The sequence below is a fragment of the Agromyces hippuratus genome (assembly GCF_013410355.1).
In the GTDB taxonomy this organism is placed as follows: domain Bacteria; phylum Actinomycetota; class Actinomycetes; order Actinomycetales; family Microbacteriaceae; genus Agromyces; species Agromyces hippuratus.
Map to the genome: position 1 here is coordinate 2,267,372 of NZ_JACCFI010000001.1, position 23,812 is coordinate 2,291,183.

A 23,812-nucleotide genomic window follows, 5' to 3' on the forward strand; every position below is an offset into this window, starting at 1 on the left:
TGCTCAGTTGAGCAGCAGCCTGCGTTCAGCCGGCTCACCGGCGCGCGTATGCGAGGATTGAGGAGTCCTGCTCGGACACTTCCCCCACCTTCGAGGAGCCATCGCTCGCATGTGCGGCATCGTCGGAATCGTCTCCACTGAACCGGCCAACCAGCAGATCTACGACAGCCTGCTGCTGCTGCAGCACCGCGGTCAAGACTCGACTGGCATCGCGACGGCCGACGGCCCCATCTTCCACATGACGAAGGCGCGCGGGCAGGTGCGCGAGGCCTTCCGCACCCGCGACATGCGCTCGCTCATCGGCAACATGGGCCTGGGTCACGTGCGGTACGCGACGAAGGGCGCCGCCGAGCGCGAAGAGGAGGCCCAGCCGTTCTACGTGAACGCGCCGTACGGCATCACCCTCGTGCACAACGGCAACCTCACGAACACGCGCGAGCTGTCGGAGGACCTCTTCCGCATCGACCGCCGTCACGTGAACTCGACGAGCGACACCGAGATGCTGCTGAACGTGCTCGCCACCGAGCTGCAGGGCCAGATCACCGGCCTCGACCTCGACCCCGACCAGGTCTTCACGGCCGTCGAGCAGGTGCACGAGCGCGTCGAGGGCTCCTACGCCGTCATCGCGCTGATCGCCGGCTACGGCCTCCTCGCGTTCCGCGACCCGTTCGGCATCCGCCCGCTCATCCTCGGCCGCCGCACCGCCGACAACGGCAGGGACGAGTGGATCGTGGCCTCCGAGTCGCTCGTGCTCGAATCGGGCGGCTACGAGATCGTGCGCGACGTGCACCCGGGCGAGGCGATCTTCATCGGCCTCGACGGCCAGATGATCTCGCGCCAGTGCGCGAAGAACCCGGTGCTCGTGCCGTGCTCGTTCGAGTACGTCTACCTCGCCCGCCCCGACTCGATCATGAACGGCATCTCGGTCTACGAGGCGCGCCTGCGCATGGGCGACCGGCTCGCGACGACCATCGAGACCCACATGGACAAGGGCGACATCGACGTCGTCATGCCCATCCCCGACTCGTCGCGGCCCGCCGCGATGCAGGTCGCGCAGAAGCTCGGCATCGAGTACCGCGAGGGCTTCTACAAGAACCGCTACGTCGGCCGCACGTTCATCATGCCCGGCCAGGCGGAGCGCAAGCGCTCGGTGCGGCAGAAGCTCAACGCCATGGGCACGGAGTTCAAGGGCAAGAACATCCTCATCGTCGACGACTCGATCGTGCGCGGCACGACCTCGAAGGAGATCGTCGAGATGGCCCGTGCGGCCGGCGCCAACAAGGTGACGTTCACCTCGGCGGCTCCGCCGGTGCGCTTCCCCCACGTGTACGGCATCAACATGCCGAGCCGCCAGGAGCTCATCGCCTACGGCCGCAAGATCCCCGAGATCGCCTCGGAGCTCAGCGCCGACCACATGATCTACCAGGAGGTCGCCGACCTCCAGGCCGCGATCACCGAGGGCACCCCGATCGAGCAGCTCGACCTGTCGTGCTTCACGGGCGAGTACGTCACCGGCACCGTCACCGACGAGTACCTCGGCTGGGTGGAGCGCACGCAGCTCAGCTAGCGCGGTCCTCGCTCCCCGCGAGCCTGACGGCCTTCTCGGTGAAGTAGCTCACTTCGCCGTCGGCATTCTCGACCCCGAAGACGAACTTGCCCGATGGCGTGGCCCGCACATCGACGATCGCGCCGCGTCCGCGCGTCGTGATCACGTCGGCTCCCGGGGTGAAGAGAGTGTCGCTCATACGACCGAGTATGCACGCGAGGGGCAGCGGTCGGCCTCCCCCGTGAGACGGATACCGCTACTCGTCGACCGGGTGGATCGTCTCGTGCTCGGCGGTGACCGACTTCGCGCGACGCGCGGTGGCGCGATCGATGACCAGCGCGACGAGCGCGCCCAGTGCGAGACCGATCGCCGCGCACGCGAGCAGCAGGAACCCGAACACCTGGCCCAGGTCGAACTCGTCGTTGGCCGGGAAGCTCACGGTGAGGATGAGCGCGACCACGGCGCCGACGAGGGCACCCAGCGTCATGAACCGCGAGTAGCGCGGGGCGCGACGCACGGTCACGATGTCGCGCTCGACCTCGGTCTCGAGCGGCACGGATGCCTCGGCGCCGGGTTCGGTGCTGCGCTCGTCGGGTTCGGGGGTGTTCACGGGGTCGGTCACCCCTCCATTGTCCCGCATTTCGCTGCGACCACGCCGACTGCTCGACGAAGGCTCTCGCCCGCCTCGGACCCGGCGTGCGTCAGCGGATGATCGGCAGCACGTCGCCGAGGTCGGCGCGCTGACCCGAGGCGTGAACCCGCCCGGCGGCGCGCGCGTCGACCCACGAGAGACTGCCGGTCGCGAGGGCGAGCCACGTCGTGACATCCGTCTCGACGACGTTCGGCGGGGTGCCGCGCGTGTGCTTCGGACCCTCGATGCACTGCACGGCGCCGAACGGCGGCACCCGCACCTCGACGGTGCCACCGGGCGCCTCTTCGGCGAGCAGCTGCAGCGAGTAGCGCACCGCGAGCGCGAGGGTCGAACGGTCGACGGAGGTCGCGGCATCCTCACCCTCGGCCGTCACCGCCTGCACGAGCGTCACGGCCGCCCGCCCGATGTCGTCGCCGATCCTCACGCGTGCCATGTCGGCCATTCTGCCACCGGCGGTCCGCCGCCGTCAGTGCGGCCTTCGTTGCCCGCCGTCAGTCCTCGTCGTGCACGCGCCCGCCCTTGGGCGCGATGCCCATGAACGTCAGCACGAGGATCATCACGGCGCCCGCGAAGATCGCGATGTCGGCGACGTTGCCGATGAACCAGTTGCCGTAGCCGATGAAGTCGACGACGTGGCCGCGGCCGAAGCCGGGGTCGCGGAACAGGCGATCGCCGAGGTGGGTGACGGCGCCGCCGAGGATGAGGCCGAGGGCGATGGTCCAGCCGACGGACCCCACGCGCCAGGCGAACCACACGACGGCGATCGCGCCGACGCCGGCGAGGATCGCGAAGATCCACGTGTACTCGGTGCCGATCGAGAACGCGGCGCCCGGGTTGTAGACGAGCACGAAGCGGATGAGGTCGCCGATCACGGGGATCGTGGTGCCGTCGCCGAGCTCGGCCTCGGCCCACCACTTGCTGGCCTGGTCGATCAGCACGATGAACGCGGCGATGCCGAGCACCCACCAGAAGAGGCGGTGGCCCGATGCGCCGGGCTCGGGCCCGTCGTCGAGGCCGGCCGGGGTCTGCGCGTCATCGGCGCCGGTCGTGTCTGCTGAGCTCACCCGCACCATTCTCGCAGCACCGCGCCTCGCGCGCGCCCGTCGCCCCATCCGCACACGAGGTCACGAGGCGGGGCCGCGCGGCCCGAGGCGGTAGCCTGAACCGGTGAGAATCCTCGTCCTCGGCTCGGGCGCGCGCGAGCACGCCATCATCCTCGCGCTTCTCGATGAGGAGGCCGGCCACGAGATCATCGCGGCGCCGGGCAACGCGGGCATCGCGGCATCCCCCACGTCCTCGGCTCGCGGCAGCGTCACGACCATCGCGCTCGACCCGACCGACCCGGTGCTCGTCACCGACTACACGCTCGACAACGACATCGAGTTCGTCGTCATCGGCCCCGAGGCGCCGCTCGTCGCCGGCGTCGCCGACGCCCTGCGCACCCGCGGCATCGCCGTGTTCGGTCCGGGCAAGGCGGCCGCGGCGCTCGAGGGATCGAAGACGTTCGCCAAGCGCATCATGCAGGACGCCGGCGTGCCGACCGGGCGCGCGAACCTCGCCGACACCCTCGACGAGGTCGGGGCCACGCTCGACGAGTTCGGCGCCCCCTACGTCGTCAAGGCCGACGGCCTGGCGGCCGGCAAGGGCGTGCTCGTCACCGACGACCGCGACGCGGCGATCGCCCACGCCGCCCACTACCTGCAGCAGGGCCCCGTGCTCATCGAGGAGTTCCTCGACGGCCAGGAGGTCTCGCTCTTCCTCCTCTCCGACGGCACGAACGTGCTGCCGCTCTCACCGGCGCAGGACTACAAGCGCCTCCGAGACGGCGATGCCGGCCCCAATACGGGCGGCATGGGCGCGTACTCGCCGCTGCCGTGGCTCGACGACGCCTCCGACGGCCGCGGCGGCCGCTTCGGCAGCGAAACGGCCTTCGTCGACGAGGTCATCGAGACGATCGCACTGCCCACCGTGCGCAAGCTCGCCGAAGAGCAGACGCCGTTCATCGGCCTCCTCTACGCGGGCCTCATCCTCACCTCGCGCGGCATCCGCGTGATCGAGTTCAACGCCCGCTTCGGCGACCCCGAGACGCAGGTCGTGCTGCCGCGCCTCGAGACGCCGCTCTCGGGCCTGCTGTTCGCCGCGGCGACCGGCGGGCTGGGTTCCCTTCCGCGACCGGTCTTCCGAGCGGATGCCGCGGTCACGGTCGTGCTCGCGAGCGAGGGCTACCCCGAGGCGCCCCAGACCGGGCGTGCGATCGAGGGCATCGAGGCCGCGGCATCCGTGCCCGGAGTGCACCTCGCCCACGCCGCGACCGCGATCGGCGCGGCGACCGGCGACGGCGCCGAGGAGCTGCCGCTGCTCGCGACCGGCGGCCGAGTGCTCAACGTCGTCGCCGTCGGCGACGGCTTCGCCGAGGCGCGTCGCCGCGCATACGAGGCCCTCGGGCACCTGCGCCTCGACGGCGGCCAGTACCGCACCGACATCGCCGCACGCGTTGCCGAATAGGGGGAACCATGAGTGACACGCAGGAGCACGCCGGCTGGACCCACGTCTATTCGGGCAAGGTGCGCGACCTGTACGTGCCGACCAAGCTGCTCATCGACGACGACTCCTGGACCGGCGACCCGCTGACCTTCTCGCCGATCGTGCTCGTGGTCGCGACCGACCGGGTGAGCGCCTACGACCAGGTGCTCTCGCCCGCGATCCCCGGCAAGGGCGCGATGCTCACGAGCCTCACCCGCTGGTGGTTCGACCAGCTGCCGCAGGTGCCGAACCACCTGGCCCACCCGCTCGACGACCGCCTCGAGTCGCTCGGGCTGCCCGAGGTGCCGGCCGAGCTCGCCGAGCGCGGCACCCTCTGCCGCACGCTCGACATGTTCCCCGTGGAATGCGTCGTGCGCGGCTACCTCACCGGTTCGGGCTTCAAGGAGTACCAGGCGACGGGCACCATCGGCGGCCTCCCGCTGCCCGCGGGGCTCTCGAACGGCGACCGCCTGCCCGAACCGATCTACACGCCGGCGTGGAAGGCCCCGCTCGGCGAGCACGACGTCAACGTCTCCTACGAGCGCACCGTCGAACTCGTCGGCGAGGTCGTCGCGGCCCAGCTGCGCGAGCTCTCGCTCGAGATCTTCACGCTCGCCTCCGAGATCGCCGAAGCCCGCGGTGTGATCCTCGCCGACACGAAGTTCGAGTTCGGCGCCGACCGCGCGACCGGCATCGTGACGCTCGCCGACGAGGTGCTGACGAGCGACTCGAGCCGCTACTGGGACGCCGAGGCGTACGCCACGGCAGCCACGCCCGAGCTGCGCATGGCGAGCTTCGACAAGCAGATCGTGCGCGACTGGCTCGCCGCGAACTGGGACCAGGACGTCTCGGAGGAGCCGCCGACCCTCCCCCACGAGATCGTGGAGCAGACCGCCGCGAAGTACCGCGAGCTGCTCGTCCGGTTGACGGCCGGCGCGGCCTGACCGGACCCTGCCGATCGAGCCCGCTTCTGCTGATCGAGCCTGTCGAGATCCGGTACCGGTATCGACAGGCTCGACCTGCAGAGGGTGAACCTATGAGGCGATCGCCTTGGCGATCTTGTCGCCGCCCTCGCTGATCGCCTTCTCGAGCGCCTCGTAGTCGTCGCGGTCGATCGCCTTGTCGACCTTCTTGGCGTACTTCGTCAGCACGGCGTCGATGCGGTCGAGGTACTTGTCGTCGAGCACGGCCACGATGGCCGACGACCCCCTCGGCAGGTACTCCTCGAGCTCGAGGCCCACCTTCTTCTCGTCGTGCTTCTTCGCGATCGCGCCCGAGATGGCACCGACTCCCGCTCCGATGGCCGTCGCGGCGAGCAGCGGGGGCGCGAAGAGTCCGACGACGAGTCCGGCGGCGCCGCCGATCCAGGTACCGGCGGCGACCTGGCCGGTGCCGTGCTCGTCGACGGCGACCCGGCCGTCGTCGCCGCGGCGCATCACGACCGAGGACACGACCTCGAGATCGGATGACGCCTCGGCGTCCTTGAGCGAGCGGTACTGGTCGGTGGCGACGGCGTCGTCGTCGTAGGTCGCCACGTACAGCACCAGGTTGTCCATGCCCATGTCTTCATCCCCTCAGGAGGGCTCCCCGTCGATCCCCGGGAGCCGGTGCCTCCAACGGTAGGCAACCCGGCACCCGAGCGCCAGACCCGACTCGGGAATGCCCGGCCGGATCACCGGGTTATCATTAGTTGTGATTACAACCAATGGAGCGCCGGAGGGCGCGGGACTCCTCGCCGCCGACACCGGCATGGGCGCCGTGACGCTGCGCGTCGGCGACCTCGACGCCATGATCCGCTACTACCGCGACGCCGTCACCCTCGAACTCCTGAGCCACGACGGCCCCGTCGCCGTGCTCGGCCGCGGCACCACGCCGATCGTGATCCTCGAGCACGCGCCCGAACTGCGCCACGCCTCGCCGCGCGACGCCGGGCTCTTCCACACCGCGATCCTCTTCGACACGCGCGAGGCGCTCGCGACCGCGATCTACTCGATCGCCACGAAGCATCCGGGCACCTTCACCGGCAGCGCCGACCACCTCGTCAGCGAGGCCTTCTACTTCACCGACCCCGAGGGCAACGGTATCGAGCTCTACTTCGACCGCGACCGCTCGACGTGGAGCTGGGCGCACGGCACGATCGAGATGGCGACGCTCCACCTCGATCCCAACGAGTACCTGCGGGAGCACCTCACCGAGGGCGGGGCGTCCGCCGCGGCATCCGGAACCGGGCTGGGCGACGCCGTCGTGGGCCACGTGCACCTCTCGGTCGGCGACGTCGCGAGCGCCCGCGAGTTCTACGTCGAACGGCTCGGCTTCGAGACCACGGCCGAGATGGGCGACCAGGCGCTCTTCGTCTCGGCGGGCGGCTACCACCACCACATGGCCATGAACACGTGGAACAGCCGAGGCGCGGGCCGGCGCGCCCTCGCGCTCGGACTCGGCACGGTCGAGATCGTGGTGCCGAGCGCCGACGACCTCGGCGAACTCGGCGAGCGCATGGGCCACTACCGCGTCGCCACCCGCGACGACGGCCTCACCCTCGCGTTCGACGACCCGTGGGCGAACCTCGTCGTGGTGCGCGCCGCCGGCTGAGCTTGCGAGGGTCGAGCCTGTCGAAACCAGCGCGCGGCGCGGATCTCGACAGGCTCGATCGGCCGAGCGGCACGAGGTCAGCCGCTCGGCTGCGTCGGCCCCTTCGCGTGCGACATGTCGTGGAACGCCTCGAACGCCTGCCCCTCGCCGGGCAGCGGCGCGACGTCGGGCCGGGCGCGCAGCCCGTCGAGCATGACGCCGAGCTGGCGGCGCCAGTAGGGCAGGTAGGCGGCGCCGTACTGGCCGAGCGAGCCGAGCATGTCGACCATCACGCTGAGATCGACCGCGGTGACGTCGGGGCGCAGCGACCCCTCGGCCTGGGCGCGGGCGACCACGGCGTCCATCATCGGCACGAACTCGGTGGCCGGGCGGTGGTTCGGATCGAGCTCGGCGACGCGGCGCATCACCGCCGGCAGGTGCGGCGAGGCGGCGAGCCATCCGCTGACCTGTTCGAGCCAGAGCTCGATCGCCTGCCACCCCGTCTCCGCGGCGAGGAACTGCGGTGCGAAGTCGTGCAGGTCGGCGACCGCGGCGTCGTAGAGCTCGCGCACGAGCGCGTCGCGGTTGGGGAAGTGGCGGTACACGGTGCCGGCTCCGACGCCGGCGCGCACCGCGAGCTCGTCGAGGGGCGCGTCGATGCCGCGCTCGGCGAACAGCTGCTTCGCCTCGACGAGCAGCCGCTCGTGGTTGCGCCGCGCATCGCGGCGGGGCGACTGGGATGAGCTCACGCTTTCACTGTACGCGCGTCGATCCGTTATGATTCGGAGGGTCAGCTCCGTTTACCCGAATAAACTGGGGTGACGACCGCTCTGGGGGGAGCGGTTGCGACGCGGCGGGCGCCTGCCGGTGTTTCCGGCAAGGGGGATGCCCGCCGTGTCGGCACCCCGCGGAAGATCTGGGAGCCTGACTCGCTCAGCGCGCGACGGCCTGCGCGAACCAGCCCGTGATGGTCGCCGGGTGCGTGATCGCGGTGCCGACCACCACGGCGAACGCTCCGGCGTCGATGCACGACGAAGCGTGCGCGGGCGTGTGCACGCGCCCTTCGGCGACGACCGGCACCTCGAGCCGCGCGACCAGTTCGGCGAGCACCTCGAGGTCGGGGCCATCGGTCCTCGGTCGCTCGTCGGTGTACCCGCAGAGCGTCGTGCCGACCAGATCGGCGCCCGCGTCCGCCGCGGCCAGCCCGTCGGCGACCGATCCGACGTCGGCCATGACGAGCACCCCGGTCCCCTCGCGGAGCCGGCGCACCGTCTCGGCGAGCCCCAACCCGTCGGGTCGCTCGCGACGCGTGCCGTCGATCGCGACGATCTCGGCGCCCGCACGCGCCACGGCGAGCGCGTGGTCGAGCGTCGGCGTGATGAAGACCCCGCCGTCGCCGTCCTTCCAGAGCCCGATCTGCGGCAGCGCGACGCGGTCGTGGATGAGACGCACGTCGGCGATCCCCTGCGCCCGGACGGCGACCGCGCCGCCGCGCACGGCCGACTCGGCGATCTGCGTCATCGTCTCGGGGTGCCGCATGGGCTCGCCCGGATACGCCTGGCACGAGACGATGAGCCCGCCGCGCAGGGTGCTGAGGTCGAGGTCGGTCATGCTGGGTCCTCCGTGCTGCTGGGGGTGACGAGGGCTGCGGCTCCCACGATCGCGGCGTCCGCGCCGAGCGCAGCGGCCACGATCGGCGTGTCGGCGAGCAGCGACATGCGTTCGGCGCCCGCGGCGTCGTGGAGCGCGGTCCACCACGACTCCCCCGCCGCCGCGAGCCCGCCGCCGACGATCACGACGTCGGGGTCGAACGCGTTCACGAGACCACCGATCGTGCCGCCGAGCGCACGGCCCGCGAGGGCGACGGATGCCGCGGCGTGCACGTCGCCCGCCCCGGCACGCCGCACCACCTCGCGGCCGTCGGCCACCGAGTCGTCGCCGCTCAGCTCACGGTAGACGGCGCACATCGCGGGACCGGAGGCGACCGCCTCCAGGTGCCCGGCGCCACCGCAGGTGCACGGCCTGCCGGCGGCCTCGATGGAGGGCACGTGGCCGAAGTGCCCCGAGACCCCGCGGCGCCCGGCATGCACCCGCCCGTCGACGACCAGCGCGCCGCCGACGCCGGTTCCCGCCGCGATCATGAGCACGGTGGGCGCGCCGGCGCCCGCGCCGTGCAGCGCCTCGCCGAGGGCGTGCGCGTGCACGTCGTTGACGACGGCGACGGGCATGCCGAGCTCGGCCGCGAGCACGTCGCGCACGGGCGTGCCCGTCCAGCCGGGCAGGGAGTCGGTCGCCGAGGCCACCGCGCCGCTCGCCGCGTCGATGACCCCGGCGGAGCCCACGCCGCATCCGCTCACGACGACATCCGTGCCCGCACGGTCGAGGAGCGCCCGCACGAGCTGCACGACGGTGTCGAGCACCGCGCCGGGACCGAGCGTCGCCGGCGTCGGCGCCCACGCCCGGTCGAACACCGCGCCGCCGGTGCCGACGAGCCCGGCGGCGGTCTTCGTGCCGCCGAGGTCGACGCCGATGGCGGCGCGCATCAGGCCGAGAGCCCCGCGCGGTCGACGATCGCGGTGATGCGGGCGACGGTGTCCCCTTCGAGCGACGGCACGGGCTGCGACATCCGGTTCGAGGAGATGACGCCGAGGTGGGCGAGCGCCGTCTTGAACGCACCGAGACCTGCCGCCTCGCCGCTCACGCCGTTCGCCTGGAAGACGATCTCGAAGAGCTCGGCCACTTCGTCCTGCAGTTCGCGCACGCGCACCCAGTCGGCGGCGCCCGCCGCGTCGAAGAGCTGCACGTAGCGCCCCGGGTCGACGTTGCCGAGGCCGGGGACGACCCCGTCGGCGCCGGCCAGCAACGCGCCGTCGACGACGACCTCGTGGCCGGTGAAGAGTGCGAGCGGACTGCCGGCGGCGCGGTTGGCCATGACGAGGCGGCGGAACGCGACGTCGTCGCCGCTCGAGTCCTTGACCCCGGCGAGCACGCCCTCGACTCCGAGGCGTACGAGCATCGCGTGGTCGAGCTTGGAGTGCACGCGCACCGGCACGTCATACGCGAAGAGCGGCAACGACGTGGCCGCCGCGATGGTGCGGAAGTGCGTCTCGACCTCGGCGGCGCTCGGGCGCGCGTAGTACGGCGCGGTCGCGACGATCGCGTCGACGCCCGCGGCCTCGGCGAGACGCACCTGGCCGATGACGCGGGCGGGCGTCATCTCGTTGACGCCCGCGATCACGGGCACGCGGCCGGCGGCGACCCGAACGGACGCCTCGAGCACGCGCGTGCGCTCGTCGTCGGAGAGGAACGCGACCTCACCCGAGGAGCCGAGCACGAAGAGTCCGTGCACGCCGCCGGCGATGAGCCGCTCGACGAGGCGCTCGAACGCGGTCTCGTCGAAGGCGCCCGACGCATCGAGCGGGGTGAGGACGGGCGGGATGACGCCGCGGAAGGCGGGGGTGGTCACGTTGGAGCTCCTGGTGTTCGTGGATCAGGTGGTTCGTGGAAGGGTGGTGCGACGACGCGGCCGGGATTCGGCGCGCCTGGGTCGTCACCGGTGGTGCAGCAGGCTCGGCGCCGCGCCGAGCAGGGTGCGCGTGTAGGCGTCGCGCGGGTCGGCGAGCACGTCGTCGGCCGGCCCCTCCTCGACGATGCGGCCGGCGTACATCACGACGATGCGGTCCGAGACGTAGCGCACCGTCTGGATGTCGTGCGAGATGAAGACCATGCCGAGGTCCAGCCGCTCCTTCAGGTCGCTCAGGAGGTTGAGGATCTGGGCGCGCACCGACACGTCGAGCGCACTCGTGGGTTCGTCGGCGACGATCACGTCGGGGTCGAGCGCGAGCGCCCGCGCGATGGCGACGCGCTGCCGCTGCCCGCCCGAGACCTGGCCGGGCAGCACCTCGGCCGCAGAGGCGGGGAGCCCGACGAGCTGCAGCAGCTCGACGACGCGCGCCTCGCGCTGCGCCTTCGTGCCGATGCCGTGCACGTTGAGCGGGTCGAGCAGGATGTCGCGCACCGACATCCGCGTGTTCAACGCCGTCGACGGGTCCTGGAAGACGACCGAGACCGCGCGGCCGTACTCCGCGCGCATCGCGGGAGTGCGGCGCTCGAGCGGCGCACCGCGGAAGCTCACCGTGCCCGAGGTCGGCACCTGCAGCCCCACCATCACGCGGGCGAGGGTCGACTTGCCGCAGCCCGACTCGCCGACGATGCCGATCGTCTCGCCCCGGCGCAGCGCCAGGTTCACGCCGTTGACGGCGTGCACGCGGTCGCGCTTGAACAGCGTGCCCGTGCGCGCCTTGTGCACCACGTGGATGTCGTCGAGGCGCAGGATCTCGTCGCCGCTCATCGGGTCACCTCCGGTCGGAGCCCGGCCTCGTCGGCGCGTGCTGCGTAGTAGTGGTCGGAACCGTCGATCGGGCGGAGCTCCGGCCGGGCGTCGCCGACCGGGCGGCCCTCGACCGATCGCGGCGCGAACCGGTCGCCCGTCACGAAGTCGCGCGGCGACGGCACGGTGCCGGGGATCTGGTGCAGGCGATCGGCGGCGTCCTCGATCGAGAGCACCGAGCCGAGCAGGCCCCGCGTGTACTCGTGCTGCGGCTGCATGAGCAGGCTCGTCGTCGGTGCCGACTCGACGACCTGGCCCGCGTACATCACGGTGACCTTGTGCGCGAGCTCGGCGACGAGGGCGAGGTCATGGCTCACGAAGACCATCGCGAAGCCGAGCTTCTCGCGCAGCTCGTTGAGGAGGTCGACGACCTGCGCCTGCACCGTCACGTCGAGTGCCGTCGTCGGCTCGTCGGCGATGATCAGCTTGGGGCTGCGCGTGAGCGCCATCGCGATGAGCACGCGCTGCCGCTGCCCGCCCGAGAGTTCGTGCGGGTAGCTCTTGAGCGTGCGGTCGGGGTCGAGGCCGACGAGGCGCATGAGCTCCTCGGCGGTACGGGTGCCGCCGCGCTTGATGAGCTGGCCGAGCTGGGTGCGGATGAGCATCGACGGGTTGAGCGAGCTCAGCGCGTCCTGGTAGACCATCGCCATCTCGTGGCCGAGCAGCGCCTGGCGTTCCTTCGGCGGCATCGTCAGCAGGTCGCGCCCCTGGAAGCGCACCTGCCCGGTGATGACGGCCGTGTCGGGCAGGAGGCCCATGATCGCGAGGCTCGTGATCGACTTGCCGCACCCGGATTCGCCGACGAGCGCCATGGTCTCGCCGGGGCGCACCGAGAAGCTCACGCCGTCGACCACGGCGACGTCGCCGTGCCGGTCGGGGAAGCGGATGCTGAGGTCGCGCACCTCGAGCAGCGCATCGGCGTCGGCGGTGTAGACGAGCCGGTCGGTTCGGGATGCCTCGGCCACGCGCAGCTCGGCGAGGTGCGCCTGCAGGGCGCCGCTGCGCGCCGCGGCCTCGGCCGCCTCCCGCCCGATGGCGGAGGTCGCGATCGTCTGCAGGGCCACCGATGCCGTGTCGGGGAACGGGTCGTAGCCCGACTCGGACTCGACGGTCATGTCGAGGGCGGCATCCGCCGCCGCGGTCTCCGCCGCGGCGTCGACCGTGCGTCGCCGCGCACCGGGCTTGACGAGCGCGTCGGTCACGCCCTCGGCGAGGATGTTCAGCGAGAGCACCGTGATGAGGATCACCATGCCCGGGAAGAACGTCGCCCACCAGCCGCCGCTGAGCAGGAGGTTGCGGCCCGAGGCGATGATGTTGCCCCACGAGGGAGCTGGGTCCTGCACCCCGGCGCCGATGAACGAGAGGCTCGCCTCGAAGACGATCGCGTCGGCGACGAGCACCGTGACGAACACGAGGATCGGCGCGGCGCAGTTTCGGGCCACGTGCCAGAACAGGATGTACGAGATGCGGGCGCCCATGACCCGCTCGGCGGCGATGTAGTCCTCGCCGAACTGCGCGAGCACGTTGGCGCGCACGATCCTCGCGATCTGCGGCACGTACAGGAACGCGATCGTGCAGATCAGCACCGGCAGGTCCTTGCCGAAGACGGCGACGAAGACGATCGCGAGCGCGATGCCCGGGAACGACATGATGATGTCGAGGACGCGCATGACGACCTCGCGCAGCCAGTTCGGGCCGGTGGCGGCGATCGAGCCGACGATCGATCCCACGATGAGCGCGATCGTCGTGGCCCCGATGCCGATGGCGAGCGAGTACCGCGCGCCGTAGATCAGGCGGGAGAGGATGTCGCGGCCGTTGCGGTCGGTGCCGAACCAGTGCTCCCACGACGGCGGTTGGGCGGGAATGCCGGACTTGAGCGGGTCGTAGGGGGCCACGAGCGGCGCGAAGATCGCGACGAGCACCACGAGGGCGAGGAAGGCCACGGCGATCTTCGCCCCCACCGGCATGGCGCCGAAGCGCTGGCCCGGGGTGCTCAGCCGTTCGGCGAGAGAGCGACGCATCGTTACACCGTCCGGATTCTGGGGTTGATGACGAGGTAGAGCATGTCGACGATGATGTTGACGAGCACGAAGGTCAGGGCGATCGTGAGCGTGACGCCCTGCACGAGGTTGATGTCGTTGTTCGTGACGCCGTTGAGGATGAGCTTGCCCATGCCGGGCAGGTCGAAGATGACCTCGATGACGACGGCGCCGCCGAGCAGGTAGCCGATGCGGAGGCCGAGCACGGTCACCGGGGTGATGAGGGCGTTGCGCAGCACGTTGCGTCCGACGACGACGTGGCGGGGCAGCCCGCTGCCGATCGCGGTGCGCACGTAGTCGCGGTCGAGCTCCTCGACCATCGAGGTGCGCACGACCCGGGTGAGCGAAGCCGCGACGGGGATGCCGAGCGCGATGGCGGGCAGCGTCATCGAGTTCAGCCAGCCCGAGACCGAGTCGCCGGGGTTCACGTAGCCGCCGGTGGGGAACCAGCCGAGGCCGAGGGCGAATGACTGGATGAGCAGGATCGCGAGCCAGAACGACGGGATGGCGATGCCGGCGATCGAGAGCACGCGGGTGAGCTGGTCGGGCCAGCGGTCGCGATAGAGCGCCCCGGTCACGCCCATGACGAGCGAGAGCACGCCGGCGATGAGGAGACCGAGGAAGGTCAGCTGCAGGGTGAGCGGGAACGCCGTGGCGATCGCCTCGGAGACGGGTTGGGCGGGCGGCACCGTGGTGCCGAGGTCGCCGCGCAGCAGGTTCCCGAGGAACCGCAGGTACTGCACGAGGATCGGGTCGTTCAGGCCGGCCTGTTCGCGGTAGGCCTCGCGGGCCTCTTCCGACGAACTCTCGCCGAGCGCGTTGATCGCGGGGTCGCCGGGGGCGAACTGCATCACGAAGAACACCAGGGCGGTGATGCCGAGCACCATGATCGGCAGGACCGCCAGTCGGCGGACCATGAGCCGCAACAGCGTGGTCACAGGGTATTGCTCCTCAGGAAGAACCGGGGGCCGACCAGGCGGTCGGCCCCCGGTGGTCGGATCAGCCTCGGCGTGCCACGTCGAGGAACGACAGGCCGGTGAACGCGAGCGGCTCGAAGTCGGCGAGCGCGTCCGCGTCCCACGCGGTCGGGAGCTTGCGATGCACGAGCGGGTAGACCGGGCACTCCTCGGCGATCAGGTCGAACGCCTGACCCCAGAGCTTCGCCTGTTTCTCGGTGTCGCCGGTCGCGACGGCGTCGTCGAGCAGCGCCGTGAGCTCGGCGAAGCCGGAGGAGTCCGCCCAGCGGTACCGCTTCGACGGCCACACCGTGTCGGCTCCGTACCACCAGCGCAGCAGCAGGTCGGCGTCGTTGCCGAACACCGACGGGTCGCCGGGCGCGACCATGACGGTGTAGGCGCCGGAGTCGACGATCTTGTACTGGGCGCCCGACTGGTTCGCGTCGATCGTGGTCGCGATGCCGACGGCGTCGAGGTCCTCCTTGATGAGCGGCAGCACGTCCTTCACCCAGCTGGTGTCGGTCGCGAGCAGCGTGATCGACAGGTCGGAGACGCCTGCGGCGGAGAGCAGCTTCTTCGCCTTCTTCACGTCGTACGTGTAGACGGTCTTCGCCTTCTGGTACGACGGGTGCTCCTGCTGCAGGTAGCTCGTGGCGGGGGTCGCCTGCCCGAGCATGCCGACGTCGACGAGCTTGTCGTAGTCGATCGCGTAGCGGAACGCCTGGCGCACGCGCACGTCGTCGAAGGGGGCCGCTTCGCAGTTGAACATCATGAAGAGCTGGCCGAACGACTGCACGGATTCGACCGTCGAGTCCTTCGAGAGGTTCGCGACGTCGATGTAGGGCACGTCCTCGATCGCCTGCACGCGACCCGACTGCACCGCGGTGACGCGAGCCGCGGCATCCGACAGCAGGTTCCAGGTCATGGCTGCGGCGAGCGCGGGTCGCGAGCCGGTGTAGGCCTCGTTGCGCTCGAAGGTGAGCTTGTCGTCCTTGACGGCGCTCGTGATCTTGTAGGGGCCGGTGCCGGTCGGCAGTGCGTCGAACGCCGCCGGGTCGGCGGTGACGATGGCCTGCGGAACGATCTTGACGACCGAGAGGCGCTCGACGGCGAGGGAGAACTTCTGGTTGAGCGTGATCTCGACCGTGTTGTCGTCGACCTTCTCGACGCCCGAGATGAAGGGGATGAAGGTGCGGTAGAGCGAGTTGTTGGCGGGGTCGAGCACGCGCTGGAAGGAGAAGACCACGTCGTCGGCCGTGACCGGGCTGCCGTCGTGGAAGACGGCGCCCTCGCGGAGCGCCACCGTGATCGTGGTGCCGTCTGCCGACGGCAGATCGGCGGCGAGCGCGGCATAGGGCTCGCGGCTGATGGGGTCGAGTTCGACGAGGCCTTCGAGGGTGTGCCAGTTCGCGGCGACGGTGACCGCGCCCGTGGTGGTCATGGGGTCGAAGCCGGTGGAGAGGGGATACGAGATGCCCGCATCGATGGTGCCGTTCGGGTCGGCCGGCGCACCGGTCTCGTTCGCGGCCGGCTTGTTCGTCGACGCCGGGCCGCTGCACGCGGCCAGCGTTGCGACGATTCCCATGGCACCGGCGGCCTGGAGGAAGACCCTGCGGCTGGTCTCCACTCGGAGCGTTTCCTTCAACATTGGATGAATTCTCCTGGATATCGGACATCAGACGTCGTATCTGAGTACACTGAAGCTAGCCCCAACCGAGCGAGAGGTCAAGCCGAAGATGACGACACGTGATCTGACTGTGACGCAGATGTTCTCCGGACCATCGCGACGCCGGGAATCGGTCACCGACCAGATCAAGCACCTCATCCTCACCGAGGGCCTGCGCCCCGGTGACCTCATGCCGACCGAGGCGGAGATCTGCGCCCGACTGGAGGTCAGCCGCTCGAGCGTGCGCGAGGCGATGCGCACCCTCGCGGCGCTCGACATCGTCGAGGTGCGCCACGGCCACGGCACCTACGTCGGCCAGCTCTCCCTGGCGCCGCTCGTCGAGGGCCTGGTGTTCCGCGGAGTCGTCGATCAAGACGACAGCGTCGCCGCGCTCCGCGAGGTGGTCGAGGTGCGCGAGGCGCTCGACCTCGCCATGGCGGAACAGATCGTGGCCGCCCTCGACGGCACCCACGACCCCGAACTCGAGCAGCTGGTCGCGGCGATGACGGCGAAGGCCGCACGTGGCGAGGCGTTCGCCGCCGAAGACCTCGCCTTCCACACCAGACTGCTCGGCTACCTCGACAACGCGCTCGTCGGCCAGCTCGTCGCCGCCTTCTGGGAGGTCAACACGATCGTCTACCCGATGCTCGGGCTGGCGCCCGCCGAAGACATCGTCGACACCGCGCACGCTCACGGCGCGATGCTCGAGGCCGCGGCATCCGGCGACGCCGCGCGCTACCGCGAGGCCGTCATCGAGCACTACCTGCCGCTGCGGCGCGCACTCGACAAGGCGGCCACCCGCCGCTGAGCCCGCACGGCCGCCCGGCTCCCGGTCGACCGCCGCTCAGCCGACCATCTCGGCGAACGCGTCGAGCGCGAGCATGTCGTCGTCGACGCCGCCGCCCTCGTGGCCGTTGTAGGGCCAGACCGTGATGGACTTCGGTGCCGGCGAGTTGTTGTAGGCCGCGAAGACCGTCGACGGCGGGCACACGGCGTCCATGAGCGCGACCGTCACGCGCAGCGGCGCGGTGCCGCGGCGGGCGAAATTGACCCCGTCGAAGTACGACAGCGTGTCGAGCACCGCCTCGGTGCGGTCGCGGTAGTGCGCGAGGTACTCGGCGATCTCCCGGTACGGCCGCGCGTCGGTGATCACGGTGGCGCGCGGGAAGTCGCAGAGGAACGGCACGCGCGCGACGACGCCCGCGAGTCCGGGCACGAGCCCCGCGACTGCGAGCGCGAGACCCCCGCCCTGACTGATGCCCGTGACCAGGAGGCGGTCACCGTCGACGAGCGGCAGCTCGCGTGCCGCATCGGTGAGCCGCACCGCGTCGGTGATGAGGCGTCGGTAGTAGTACTCCTCGGCGCTCTCGATGCCGCGCGTGAGGAACCCGGGCACGTGCGGTCCCGAGCCGGCCTCGTCGCCGGTCGCGCCGCGCGAGCCGCTCCAGGCCTGGCCTCGCGTGTCGAGCTCGAGGTGGGCGTAGCCCGCCGACGCCCAGAGCAGGTTCTCGACGGCATCGCCGCGACCCCGGCCGTAGCCGTGCAGCTGCACGATCGTCGGCAGCGGCCTGTCGGCGCCGGCGGGAACGCGGAGCCAGGCGCGCACGATCTGGCCGCCGAACCCGCGGAAGGCCACGTCGTAGACGTCGAGGGTGACGATCGGCGTGGCGGTCGCGGTCATGGTCGCATCGACGGGAACGCTGCGGGCCTCGGCGAGCGTGCCCGCCCAGAACTCGTCGAAGTCGGCCGGCTCGCGCCCGCTGCCGAGATAGGTGCGGAGTTCGGACTCTGGAAGATCGACGTGCATGATGCGGCCTCTCGGTGCTCGATTCCCGGCGCTCACCGTAGCACGCGACGCACTGGACATCTGATGTCAGATGTGTTGTGCTGATGCGATCGGCACTCGCCGCACGACCACACGACAGGGAAGTCTGGGAACATGTTCGCGAATCTCACCGGCTGGCACATGCTCGTCGTCGTCTTCATCATCCTGCTGCTCTTCGGCGCGCCGAAGCTGCCCGCGCTCGCGAAGAGCCTCGGCCAGTCGATGCACATCCTGAAGAAGGAGGTGCGGTCGACCGACGACCCCGTCGACGGCGACGAGGCGGCGGCGCGGCCGACGGTCGCGGAGACGGGAGCAGGCACGGGCGCGACGTCAGCCTGACGCCGATCGGGTTCGTCGGCCATCCCCCGTGGTTAGGCTGGGGCCGTGACTACTGAGCCAACCGAGCCCGGCGACGACGCCATCGACGGCATCGAAGCCAACACCCGCACGATCGAGGCATCCGTCGTCACGGACTTCAGCGATCGCATGAGCTACGGCGGCTACCTCGACCTGCCGACGCTGCTCTCGGCGCAGCAGCCGATCTCGCGACCCGAGCACCACGACGAGCTGCTGTTCATCATCCAGCACCAGACCACCGAGCTCTGGTTGAAGCTCGTACTGCACGAGCTCGAGACCGCGCGCGACCTGCTGCGCGCCGACGAGCTCGCGCCGGCGCTCAAGTGCATCGCGCGTGTCAAGCACATCCAGAAGACGCTGACCGAGCAGTGGTCGGTGCTCGCGACGCTCACGCCCACCGAGTACGCGCAGTTCCGCGGCGTGCTCGGCAACGCCAGCGGGTTCCAGTCGTACCAGTACCGCGCGGTCGAGTTCGTGCTCGGCAACAAGAACGCGAAGATGATGCAGGTCTTCGAGTCGGATGCCGCGGCCACCGCGATCCTCCGCCATGCCCTCGACTCCCCGAGCCTCTACGACGAGTTCCTGCGCCTGCTCGCCCGCGCCGGCTACCCGATCCCGGCCGAGATCCTCGAGCGCGACGTCACCCAGGCGTGGACCTTCGCCCCCGAGCTCGTGCCGGTGTTCGCCTCGATCTACGCCGACACCTCCGAGCACTGGGCCGCCTACGAGACCTGCGAGGAGCTCGTCGACCTCGAGGACAACTTCCAGCTCTGGCGATTCCGCCACCTGAAGACCGTCGAGCGCATCATCGGCAGCAAGACGGGCACCGGCGGTTCGAGCGGCGCGAGCTTCCTGCGGCGGGCGCTCGACCTCACGTTCTTCCCCGAGCTCTACGCCGTGCGCACCGAGATCCCGGGCTGACCATGGCCGGCTCCCTCGGTCATGCACCGCTCGACCTCGGGCCCGGTGCGCTGCGGGTGCGCCGCTCGATGAGCGCCGAGCGCCCCGGCGAGACGGGCACGATGCTGCCGCCGCTCATCGACCACCACGTGCACCTCATGCTGGTCGGGCCCGATGCCCTGCGCGACACCGCGCTCGCGGGCGTCGTCGACCTCGGCGGGCCGCTCGACACGATCGCGGCGTACGCCCGTCGCGACGGCGTGCCTCGGGTCGCCTTCGCGGGCAGCTTCCTCACCGCCCCCGGCGGCTACCCGGTCGACCGGCCGTGGGCGTCGCCCGGCAGCGCCCGCGAGATCGTCGTCGAGGCGGGCGACGACCGCGCCGCCCTGCCGACCGCGGCCGAGACGGCGGTCGCCGAGCAGCTGGCGTTCGGGGCATCCGTCATCAAGGTCGCGCTGAACCGCGCGGCGGGCCCCGTGCTCGACGCGGCGACGCTCGCGGCGGTCGTCGCGAGCGCGCACGCCGCCGGCGTGCCGGTGGTCGCGCACGTCGAGGGCGACGGGATGTCGCAGCTCGCGATCGACGCCGGCGTCGACGCCTTCGCGCACACCCCGTTCACCGAGCGCCTCGACGACGACCTCATCGCCCGGGCGGTCGCCGCCGGGCAGTGCTGGATCTCGACGCTCTTCGTCGCCGGCTACGGCGAGCCGACCCCCGAGGCCGCGATCGCGCTCGACAACCTCGGCCGCTTCCACGCCGCCGGCGGGCGGGTGCTCTACGGCACCGACCTCGGCAACGGCGAGCAGCCGCTCGGCGTGAACCCCGCCGAACTCGCGCTGCTCGTGCGCGCCGGCCTCGGGGCATCCGCGGTGATCGCCTCGCTCACCGACCCGTGGCCCGTCGGAGTCGACGAGGTCGGCGACGGCGCCGTCGCGACCTTCGTGCCCGGCGAGCCGCCGGCCAGCCTCGACGCGCTTCCCGACTGGTTGGCCGCCGCCGGTCTCTCGCCCGCCGAAGACCTGCAGCAGTACTGACGATTTGGAGCACCGGTGACCCACGACCCCCACCTCGCCTTCGCCCGCCGCATGGACCGCGCCGACGGTCTCGCGCACTACCGCAAGCGCTTCGCGGGCGCCGAGACCGATGTCGTCTACTTCGACGGCAACTCGCTCGGACGCCCGCCCGTCTCGGCGATCGAGCGCGTCGAGCGGTTCCTGCGGGAGGACTGGGGCGGGCGCCTCATCCGCGGTTGGGACGAGGCGTGGCTGCAGCTGCCCACCGAGATCGGCGACCGCATCGGCCGCTCCGTCATCGAGGCGAAGGCCGGCCAGACGATCATCGGCGACTCGACCACGGTGCTCCTCTACAAGCTCGCCCGAGCGGCCGTCGACGCCCAGGTCGCCCGCGACCCCGCGCGGCGCGAGATCGTCGTCGACACCGACAACTTCCCGACCGACCGCTACGTGCTCGAGGGCATCGCACGCGAGCGCGGCATGCGCCTGCGCTGGATCGAGGTCGACACCTCCGCCGGCGTGACGCCGGAGCAGCTCGCCGAGGCGGCCGGCCCCGAGACGGCGCTCGTCGTCATCTCGCACGTCGCGTACCGGTCGGCCTATCTGGCGGATGCCCCCGAGCTCACGCGCATCGCGCACGACGCCGGCGCCCTGATCCTCTGGGACCTCTGCCACTCGGCCGGTTCGGTGCCCGTGAAGGCCGACCTCTGGGGCTTCGACCTCGCCGTCGGCTGCACCTACAAGTACCTGAACGGCGGGCCCGGCTCCCCCGCGTTCGCCTACGTGCGCGAGGACCTGCAGGCGGCGATCGCCCAGCCGATCCAGGGCTGGTGGGGCACGACCGACATGTTCGCGATGGGGCCCGAGTACGAGCCGGTGCCCGACATCCGCCGCTTCCTCTCGGGCACCGCGCCGATCGTCGGCATGCTCGCCATGGAGGAGACGCTCGCGATGATCGAGGAGGCCGGCATGCCGGCGCTGCGCGAGAAGTCGATCGCGCTCACCGAGTACGCGATCACCCTCGCCGACGACTGGCTCGCGCCGCTCGGCGTGACCCTCGCCTCCCCCGCCGACCCCGAGGAGCGCGGCGGGCACGTCACCCTGCAGCACCCCGCGATGCGGGAGGTCACCGCCAGGCTGTGGCAGCAGGACGTGATCCCCGACTACCGCGACCCGGGCGGGCTCCGCATCGGCCTCTCGCCGCTGTCGACGAGCTTCGAAGAGGTGCACCGCGGGCTCGCGGCCACCCGCGACACCCTGAAGACGGTGCTGCAGGAACGCGCGGGGCTCGCCTAGCACGGGCCTCGGCCGACCTGCCGCGCGTCACCCGGTGGCGGGAGCGGCATCGCGCCGCGACATCCGATCGCCGATCACGATCGCGAGGATGACCGCGAGCGCCAGTCCCGCCTCGCCGAGGGCATTCGCCCAGAGCGCCGGCTCCGTGATCAGGAGCGTGATGCCGAGCAGCACGTGCATCGCACTGCCGAAGAGCACGATCGCGCGCCCCGCCGCGACACGACCGGTCGAGGCCAGGATGACGCCGAAGATGACGCCGAGGCCGATGAAGATGTTGTACCAGCCGACGTTCACCACCCAGAGCTGCACTGCGTCGTATTCGTCGGGCTCGATCAGGAAGATCGAATGGAAGGCGGGGTTGCGGTAGAAGGAGGATTCGAGCACGCCGACCGTGATCAACGTGAGGCCCTCGAGCACCGCGAGGATCTTGGCCACGATGTTCATGGCTCAAAGGATCCTCTCAAGGTGAGGACTTGTCGAGTTCCGTGCTGCAGGAACGCGCCGTGCTCGCCTGACCTTCGGCTTCGGCCCGGCCCGGCCTCGGCCCTAGTCGACCGAGGTGAGCGGGCCCGTCGCGGGGCCGGCGACCTCCGTCGACGCGGCGGCGCCCCGTTGTTCCCAGTCGACCGTCACCTTGGGCTTGGCGAAGAACAGCACCAGCACGGCGCCGATCGCGAACCCGACGACCGGCAGCCACAGCGACTGCGACATCGCATCGGTGAATCCACCGGCGATCTGCGGCGGCAACGCCTGGCCTGCCGTGGTCGACTGCTCACCGCCGGCCTCGGAGAACCCGGGAAGGTTGGCCTCGAGCCGGCCGTTCATGAGCGCGGTGATCGCCGCTGCACCGAAGACCGAGCCGAACTGCCGGGTCATGTTGTAGACACCCGAACCGGCACCGGCCTGGTGCGGCGGCAGGTTGCGCGTCGCGGTCGATGCGAGGGGCGCCCAGATGCCCGACATGCCGAGGCCGAGGAACGCGGCGGGAATGAGCAGCACCCAGAGCTCCACGTCGGGCGTGATGAGCAGCGACATCGCAGCGAGGCCGGCGGCGGTGATGGTGAAGCCGGCGAACGCGATCCACTTCGGGTCGACGCGGTCGGTCAGACGGCCGATGAACGGCGCCATCACGCCCGACACGACCGCCATGGGCACGAGCATGAGCGCGGCCTGCGTGGGCTCGAGGCCGCGAGCGACCTGGTAGTAGAACGCGAGCGGCAGCGGCATGGCGACGATGGCGAACCCGACGAAGGTGATCGCGGCGTTCGACAGCGCGAAGTTGCGATCCGTGAAGAGGTCGAGGGGCAGCAGCGGCTCCTTGCGGTTGAAGCGCTGCCAGACCACGAAGGCGACGAGCACCACGAGGCCCGAGATGATCAGGCCCCAGACCGTGATCGGTCCGGTGATGGTGCCCCAGTCGTAGGTCGCGCCCTCCTGGATGCCGAAGATCACGAGGAACATGCCGACGGCGCTCAGCACCACGCCGAGCCAGTCGAAGGAGTGCTGGTGCGTCTCGAGCTTCGGCACGAGCCGCACCGCGAGGATGAACGCGACGACGCCGACGGGCACGTTGACGATGAAGATCCACTCCCAGCCGAGCGAGTCGACCAGGAGCCCGCCGAGGATCGGGCCGACGAGCGTCGCAACACCGGCGACGGCCCCCCAGAGGCCCATCGCCGCACCGCGCTGCTGCGGCGGGAAGATGCGGGTGATGACCGCCATCGTCTGCGGAGTCATCAGCGCGGCGCCGAGCCCCTGCACGACGCGCGCGACGATCAGCATGGTGATGTCATCGGAGAGACCGCACCAGAGCGAGGACAGCGTGAACACGGCGAGGCCGACGAGGTAGACGTTCTTCGGGCCGAAGCGATCGCCGAGGCGACCCGTGATGAGCAGCGGCACGGCGTACGCCAGCAGGTAAGCGGAGGTCACCCACAGCACCGCGGTGAGGTCGGTGCCGAGGTCGCGCATGATGGCGGGGTTGGCGATCGAGACGATGGTCGAGTCGACCAGGATCATGAAGAAGCCGATGACGAGCGCCCAGAGGGCCGGCCATGGCTTGCGTTCGGTCTGCATGT

25 protein-coding genes are annotated in these 23,812 nt (G+C 70.9%); 9 read left to right on the plus strand and 16 right to left on the minus strand.

Annotated elements, in window-relative coordinates; genetic code table 11:
* Window positions 1-109 precede the first annotated feature (109 nt).
* Window positions 110-1,567 (plus strand): amidophosphoribosyltransferase, encoded by a 1,458-nt coding sequence (purF, locus tag BJY17_RS10570; RefSeq protein WP_179551310.1) that lies wholly within the window; start codon window positions 110-112, stop codon window positions 1,565-1,567.
* Here the strand turns inward: purF and BJY17_RS10575 are convergent.
* The 4 genes from BJY17_RS10575 to BJY17_RS10590 all read right to left on the minus strand — a co-directional run bounded on the left by BJY17_RS10575 (window position 1,560) and on the right by BJY17_RS10590 (window position 3,262).
* Window positions 1,560-1,745, minus strand: a complete 186-nt coding sequence (locus BJY17_RS10575; RefSeq protein ID WP_179551311.1) for a hypothetical protein — start codon at window positions 1,743-1,745, stop codon at window positions 1,560-1,562. The genes purF and BJY17_RS10575 overlap by 8 nt on opposite strands.
* A gap of 57 nt (window positions 1,746-1,802) precedes the next feature.
* Entirely contained in the window at window positions 1,803-2,168 is a 366-nt protein-coding gene (locus tag BJY17_RS10580; RefSeq protein WP_322789809.1) for a hypothetical protein, read from the minus strand.
* 79 nt (window positions 2,169-2,247) lie between these two features.
* Window positions 2,248-2,631 carry a sterol carrier family protein gene (locus tag BJY17_RS10585; RefSeq protein WP_179551312.1) on the minus strand — a complete coding sequence of 128 codons (384 nt, stop codon included), beginning with the start codon at window positions 2,629-2,631 and terminating at the stop codon, window positions 2,248-2,250.
* Between the two features lie 58 nt (window positions 2,632-2,689).
* Window positions 2,690-3,262: a signal peptidase II gene (locus BJY17_RS10590; RefSeq protein ID WP_322789810.1), complete on the minus strand. Its 573-nt coding sequence runs from the start codon at window positions 3,260-3,262 to the stop codon at window positions 2,690-2,692.
* Between the two features lie 103 nt (window positions 3,263-3,365).
* Here BJY17_RS10590 and purD point away from each other — a divergent pair, with 103 nt between their 5' ends.
* Together purD and BJY17_RS10600 are read left to right on the plus strand one after the other, a co-directional pair.
* On the plus strand, window positions 3,366-4,703 hold the full coding sequence (gene purD, locus BJY17_RS10595; RefSeq protein WP_179551314.1) for a phosphoribosylamine--glycine ligase: 1,338 nt from the start codon (window positions 3,366-3,368) through the stop codon (window positions 4,701-4,703).
* 8 nt (window positions 4,704-4,711) lie between these two features.
* Complete coding sequence (locus tag BJY17_RS10600; protein WP_179551315.1) at window positions 4,712-5,665, plus strand: phosphoribosylaminoimidazolesuccinocarboxamide synthase; 954 nt, start codon at window positions 4,712-4,714, stop codon at window positions 5,663-5,665.
* Between the two features lie 90 nt (window positions 5,666-5,755).
* Here the strand turns inward: BJY17_RS10600 and BJY17_RS10605 are convergent, their stop codons facing one another.
* Window positions 5,756-6,283, minus strand: coding sequence for a DUF1269 domain-containing protein (locus BJY17_RS10605; protein ID WP_179551316.1), 528 nt, complete (start codon window positions 6,281-6,283; stop codon window positions 5,756-5,758).
* A 187-nt stretch (window positions 6,284-6,470) separates the two neighbouring features.
* Between BJY17_RS10605 and BJY17_RS10610 the strand changes: the two genes are divergently transcribed.
* On the plus strand, window positions 6,471-7,313 hold the full coding sequence (locus BJY17_RS10610; protein ID WP_179552827.1) for a VOC family protein: 843 nt from the start codon (window positions 6,471-6,473) through the stop codon (window positions 7,311-7,313).
* Between the two features lie 77 nt (window positions 7,314-7,390).
* On the opposite strand, the gene BJY17_RS10615 is transcribed toward BJY17_RS10610, so the two are convergent.
* The 8 genes from BJY17_RS10615 to BJY17_RS10650 all read right to left on the minus strand — a co-directional run bounded on the left by BJY17_RS10615 (window position 7,391) and on the right by BJY17_RS10650 (window position 16,325).
* The gene (locus BJY17_RS10615) at window positions 7,391-8,041 is read right to left on the minus strand and encodes a TetR/AcrR family transcriptional regulator (RefSeq protein WP_179551317.1); all 651 of its coding nucleotides are present in this window, start codon (window positions 8,039-8,041) and stop codon (window positions 7,391-7,393) included.
* A gap of 184 nt (window positions 8,042-8,225) precedes the next feature.
* Window positions 8,226-8,903 (minus strand): N-acetylmannosamine-6-phosphate 2-epimerase, encoded by a 678-nt coding sequence (locus BJY17_RS10620; protein ID WP_179551318.1) that lies wholly within the window; start codon window positions 8,901-8,903, stop codon window positions 8,226-8,228.
* Window positions 8,900-9,835, minus strand: a complete 936-nt coding sequence (locus tag BJY17_RS10625) for an ROK family protein (RefSeq protein ID WP_179551319.1) — start codon at window positions 9,833-9,835, stop codon at window positions 8,900-8,902. The genes BJY17_RS10620 and BJY17_RS10625 overlap by 4 nt, the downstream gene beginning before the upstream one ends.
* Window positions 9,835-10,758 carry a dihydrodipicolinate synthase family protein gene (locus tag BJY17_RS10630; protein WP_179551320.1) on the minus strand — a complete coding sequence of 308 codons (924 nt, stop codon included), beginning with the start codon at window positions 10,756-10,758 and terminating at the stop codon, window positions 9,835-9,837. The genes BJY17_RS10625 and BJY17_RS10630 overlap by 1 nt, the downstream gene beginning before the upstream one ends.
* Before the next feature lie 84 nt (window positions 10,759-10,842).
* Window positions 10,843-11,643: an ABC transporter ATP-binding protein gene (locus BJY17_RS10635; protein ID WP_179551321.1), complete on the minus strand. Its 801-nt coding sequence runs from the start codon at window positions 11,641-11,643 to the stop codon at window positions 10,843-10,845.
* Window positions 11,640-13,703 carry a dipeptide/oligopeptide/nickel ABC transporter permease/ATP-binding protein gene (locus BJY17_RS10640; RefSeq protein ID WP_179551322.1) on the minus strand — a complete coding sequence of 688 codons (2,064 nt, stop codon included), beginning with the start codon at window positions 13,701-13,703 and terminating at the stop codon, window positions 11,640-11,642. The genes BJY17_RS10635 and BJY17_RS10640 overlap by 4 nt, the downstream gene beginning before the upstream one ends.
* Before the next feature lie 2 nt (window positions 13,704-13,705).
* Window positions 13,706-14,659 carry an ABC transporter permease gene (locus BJY17_RS10645; protein ID WP_179551323.1) on the minus strand — a complete coding sequence of 318 codons (954 nt, stop codon included), beginning with the start codon at window positions 14,657-14,659 and terminating at the stop codon, window positions 13,706-13,708.
* Between the two features lie 61 nt (window positions 14,660-14,720).
* A complete protein-coding gene (locus BJY17_RS10650) occupies window positions 14,721-16,325 on the minus strand; it encodes an ABC transporter substrate-binding protein (RefSeq protein ID WP_179551324.1) in 1,605 nt (534 codons plus the stop codon).
* Window positions 16,326-16,443: 118 nt separating this feature from the next.
* Here BJY17_RS10650 and BJY17_RS10655 point away from each other — a divergent pair, with 118 nt between their 5' ends.
* On the plus strand, window positions 16,444-17,151 hold the full coding sequence (locus BJY17_RS10655) for a FadR/GntR family transcriptional regulator (RefSeq protein ID WP_179551325.1): 708 nt from the start codon (window positions 16,444-16,446) through the stop codon (window positions 17,149-17,151).
* A 36-nt stretch (window positions 17,152-17,187) separates the two neighbouring features.
* Here BJY17_RS10655 and BJY17_RS10660 read toward each other — a convergent pair whose 3' ends face one another.
* Window positions 17,188-18,150 (minus strand): acetylxylan esterase, encoded by a 963-nt coding sequence (locus BJY17_RS10660; RefSeq protein ID WP_179551326.1) that lies wholly within the window; start codon window positions 18,148-18,150, stop codon window positions 17,188-17,190.
* Window positions 18,151-18,282: 132 nt separating this feature from the next.
* Here BJY17_RS10660 and tatA point away from each other — a divergent pair, with 132 nt between their 5' ends.
* The 4 genes from tatA to BJY17_RS10680 all read left to right on the plus strand — a co-directional run bounded on the left by tatA (window position 18,283) and on the right by BJY17_RS10680 (window position 21,734).
* Window positions 18,283-18,507, plus strand: coding sequence for a twin-arginine translocase TatA/TatE family subunit (gene tatA, locus BJY17_RS10665; RefSeq protein ID WP_179551327.1), 225 nt, complete (start codon window positions 18,283-18,285; stop codon window positions 18,505-18,507).
* Window positions 18,508-18,597: 90 nt separating this feature from the next.
* Complete coding sequence (kynA, locus tag BJY17_RS10670; RefSeq protein ID WP_179552828.1) at window positions 18,598-19,446, plus strand: tryptophan 2,3-dioxygenase; 849 nt, start codon at window positions 18,598-18,600, stop codon at window positions 19,444-19,446.
* A 2-nt stretch (window positions 19,447-19,448) separates the two neighbouring features.
* Entirely contained in the window at window positions 19,449-20,459 is a 1,011-nt protein-coding gene (locus BJY17_RS10675) for an amidohydrolase family protein (RefSeq protein WP_179551328.1), read from the plus strand.
* 51 nt (window positions 20,460-20,510) lie between these two features.
* Window positions 20,511-21,734 carry a kynureninase gene (locus BJY17_RS10680; protein ID WP_179552829.1) on the plus strand — a complete coding sequence of 408 codons (1,224 nt, stop codon included), beginning with the start codon at window positions 20,511-20,513 and terminating at the stop codon, window positions 21,732-21,734.
* Between the two features lie 27 nt (window positions 21,735-21,761).
* Here BJY17_RS10680 and BJY17_RS10685 read toward each other — a convergent pair whose 3' ends face one another.
* Both BJY17_RS10685 and BJY17_RS10690 read right to left on the minus strand, forming a co-directional pair.
* Window positions 21,762-22,178, minus strand: coding sequence for a DUF1304 family protein (locus BJY17_RS10685; protein WP_179551329.1), 417 nt, complete (start codon window positions 22,176-22,178; stop codon window positions 21,762-21,764).
* 102 nt (window positions 22,179-22,280) lie between these two features.
* On the minus strand, window positions 22,281-23,810 hold the full coding sequence (locus tag BJY17_RS10690; RefSeq protein ID WP_179551330.1) for a DHA2 family efflux MFS transporter permease subunit: 1,530 nt from the start codon (window positions 23,808-23,810) through the stop codon (window positions 22,281-22,283).
* Window positions 23,811-23,812 lie beyond the last annotated feature (2 nt).

Coding starts and splice junctions, on each gene's coding strand:
- BJY17_RS10600 (WP_179551315.1), top strand. CDS start 4,712: ATGAGTGACACGCAGGAGCACGCCGGCTGGACCCACGTCTATTCGGGC.
- purF (WP_179551310.1), top strand. CDS start 110: ATGTGCGGCATCGTCGGAATCGTCTCCACTGAACCGGCCAACCAGCAG.
- tatA (WP_179551327.1), top strand. CDS start 18,283: ATGTTCGCGAATCTCACCGGCTGGCACATGCTCGTCGTCGTCTTCATC.
- BJY17_RS10685 (WP_179551329.1), bottom strand. CDS start 22,178: ATGAACATCGTGGCCAAGATCCTCGCGGTGCTCGAGGGCCTCACGTTG.
- BJY17_RS10680 (WP_179552829.1), top strand. CDS start 20,511: ATGGACCGCGCCGACGGTCTCGCGCACTACCGCAAGCGCTTCGCGGGC.
- BJY17_RS10640 (WP_179551322.1), bottom strand. CDS start 13,703: ATGCGTCGCTCTCTCGCCGAACGGCTGAGCACCCCGGGCCAGCGCTTC.
- BJY17_RS10655 (WP_179551325.1), top strand. CDS start 16,444: ATGTTCTCCGGACCATCGCGACGCCGGGAATCGGTCACCGACCAGATC.
- BJY17_RS10635 (WP_179551321.1), bottom strand. CDS start 11,643: ATGAGCGGCGACGAGATCCTGCGCCTCGACGACATCCACGTGGTGCAC.
- BJY17_RS10575 (WP_179551311.1), bottom strand. CDS start 1,745: ATGAGCGACACTCTCTTCACCCCGGGAGCCGACGTGATCACGACGCGC.
- BJY17_RS10625 (WP_179551319.1), bottom strand. CDS start 9,835: ATGCGCGCCGCCATCGGCGTCGACCTCGGCGGCACGAAGACCGCCGCC.
- BJY17_RS10660 (WP_179551326.1), bottom strand. CDS start 18,150: ATGCACGTCGATCTTCCAGAGTCCGAACTCCGCACCTATCTCGGCAGC.
- BJY17_RS10675 (WP_179551328.1), top strand. CDS start 19,449: ATGGCCGGCTCCCTCGGTCATGCACCGCTCGACCTCGGGCCCGGTGCG.
- BJY17_RS10620 (WP_179551318.1), bottom strand. CDS start 8,903: ATGACCGACCTCGACCTCAGCACCCTGCGCGGCGGGCTCATCGTCTCG.
- BJY17_RS10610 (WP_179552827.1), top strand. CDS start 6,471: ATGGGCGCCGTGACGCTGCGCGTCGGCGACCTCGACGCCATGATCCGC.
- BJY17_RS10605 (WP_179551316.1), bottom strand. CDS start 6,283: ATGGGCATGGACAACCTGGTGCTGTACGTGGCGACCTACGACGACGAC.
- BJY17_RS10585 (WP_179551312.1), bottom strand. CDS start 2,631: ATGGCACGCGTGAGGATCGGCGACGACATCGGGCGGGCGGCCGTGACG.
- BJY17_RS10690 (WP_179551330.1), bottom strand. CDS start 23,810: ATGCAGACCGAACGCAAGCCATGGCCGGCCCTCTGGGCGCTCGTCATC.
- BJY17_RS10650 (WP_179551324.1), bottom strand. CDS start 16,325: ATGTTGAAGGAAACGCTCCGAGTGGAGACCAGCCGCAGGGTCTTCCTC.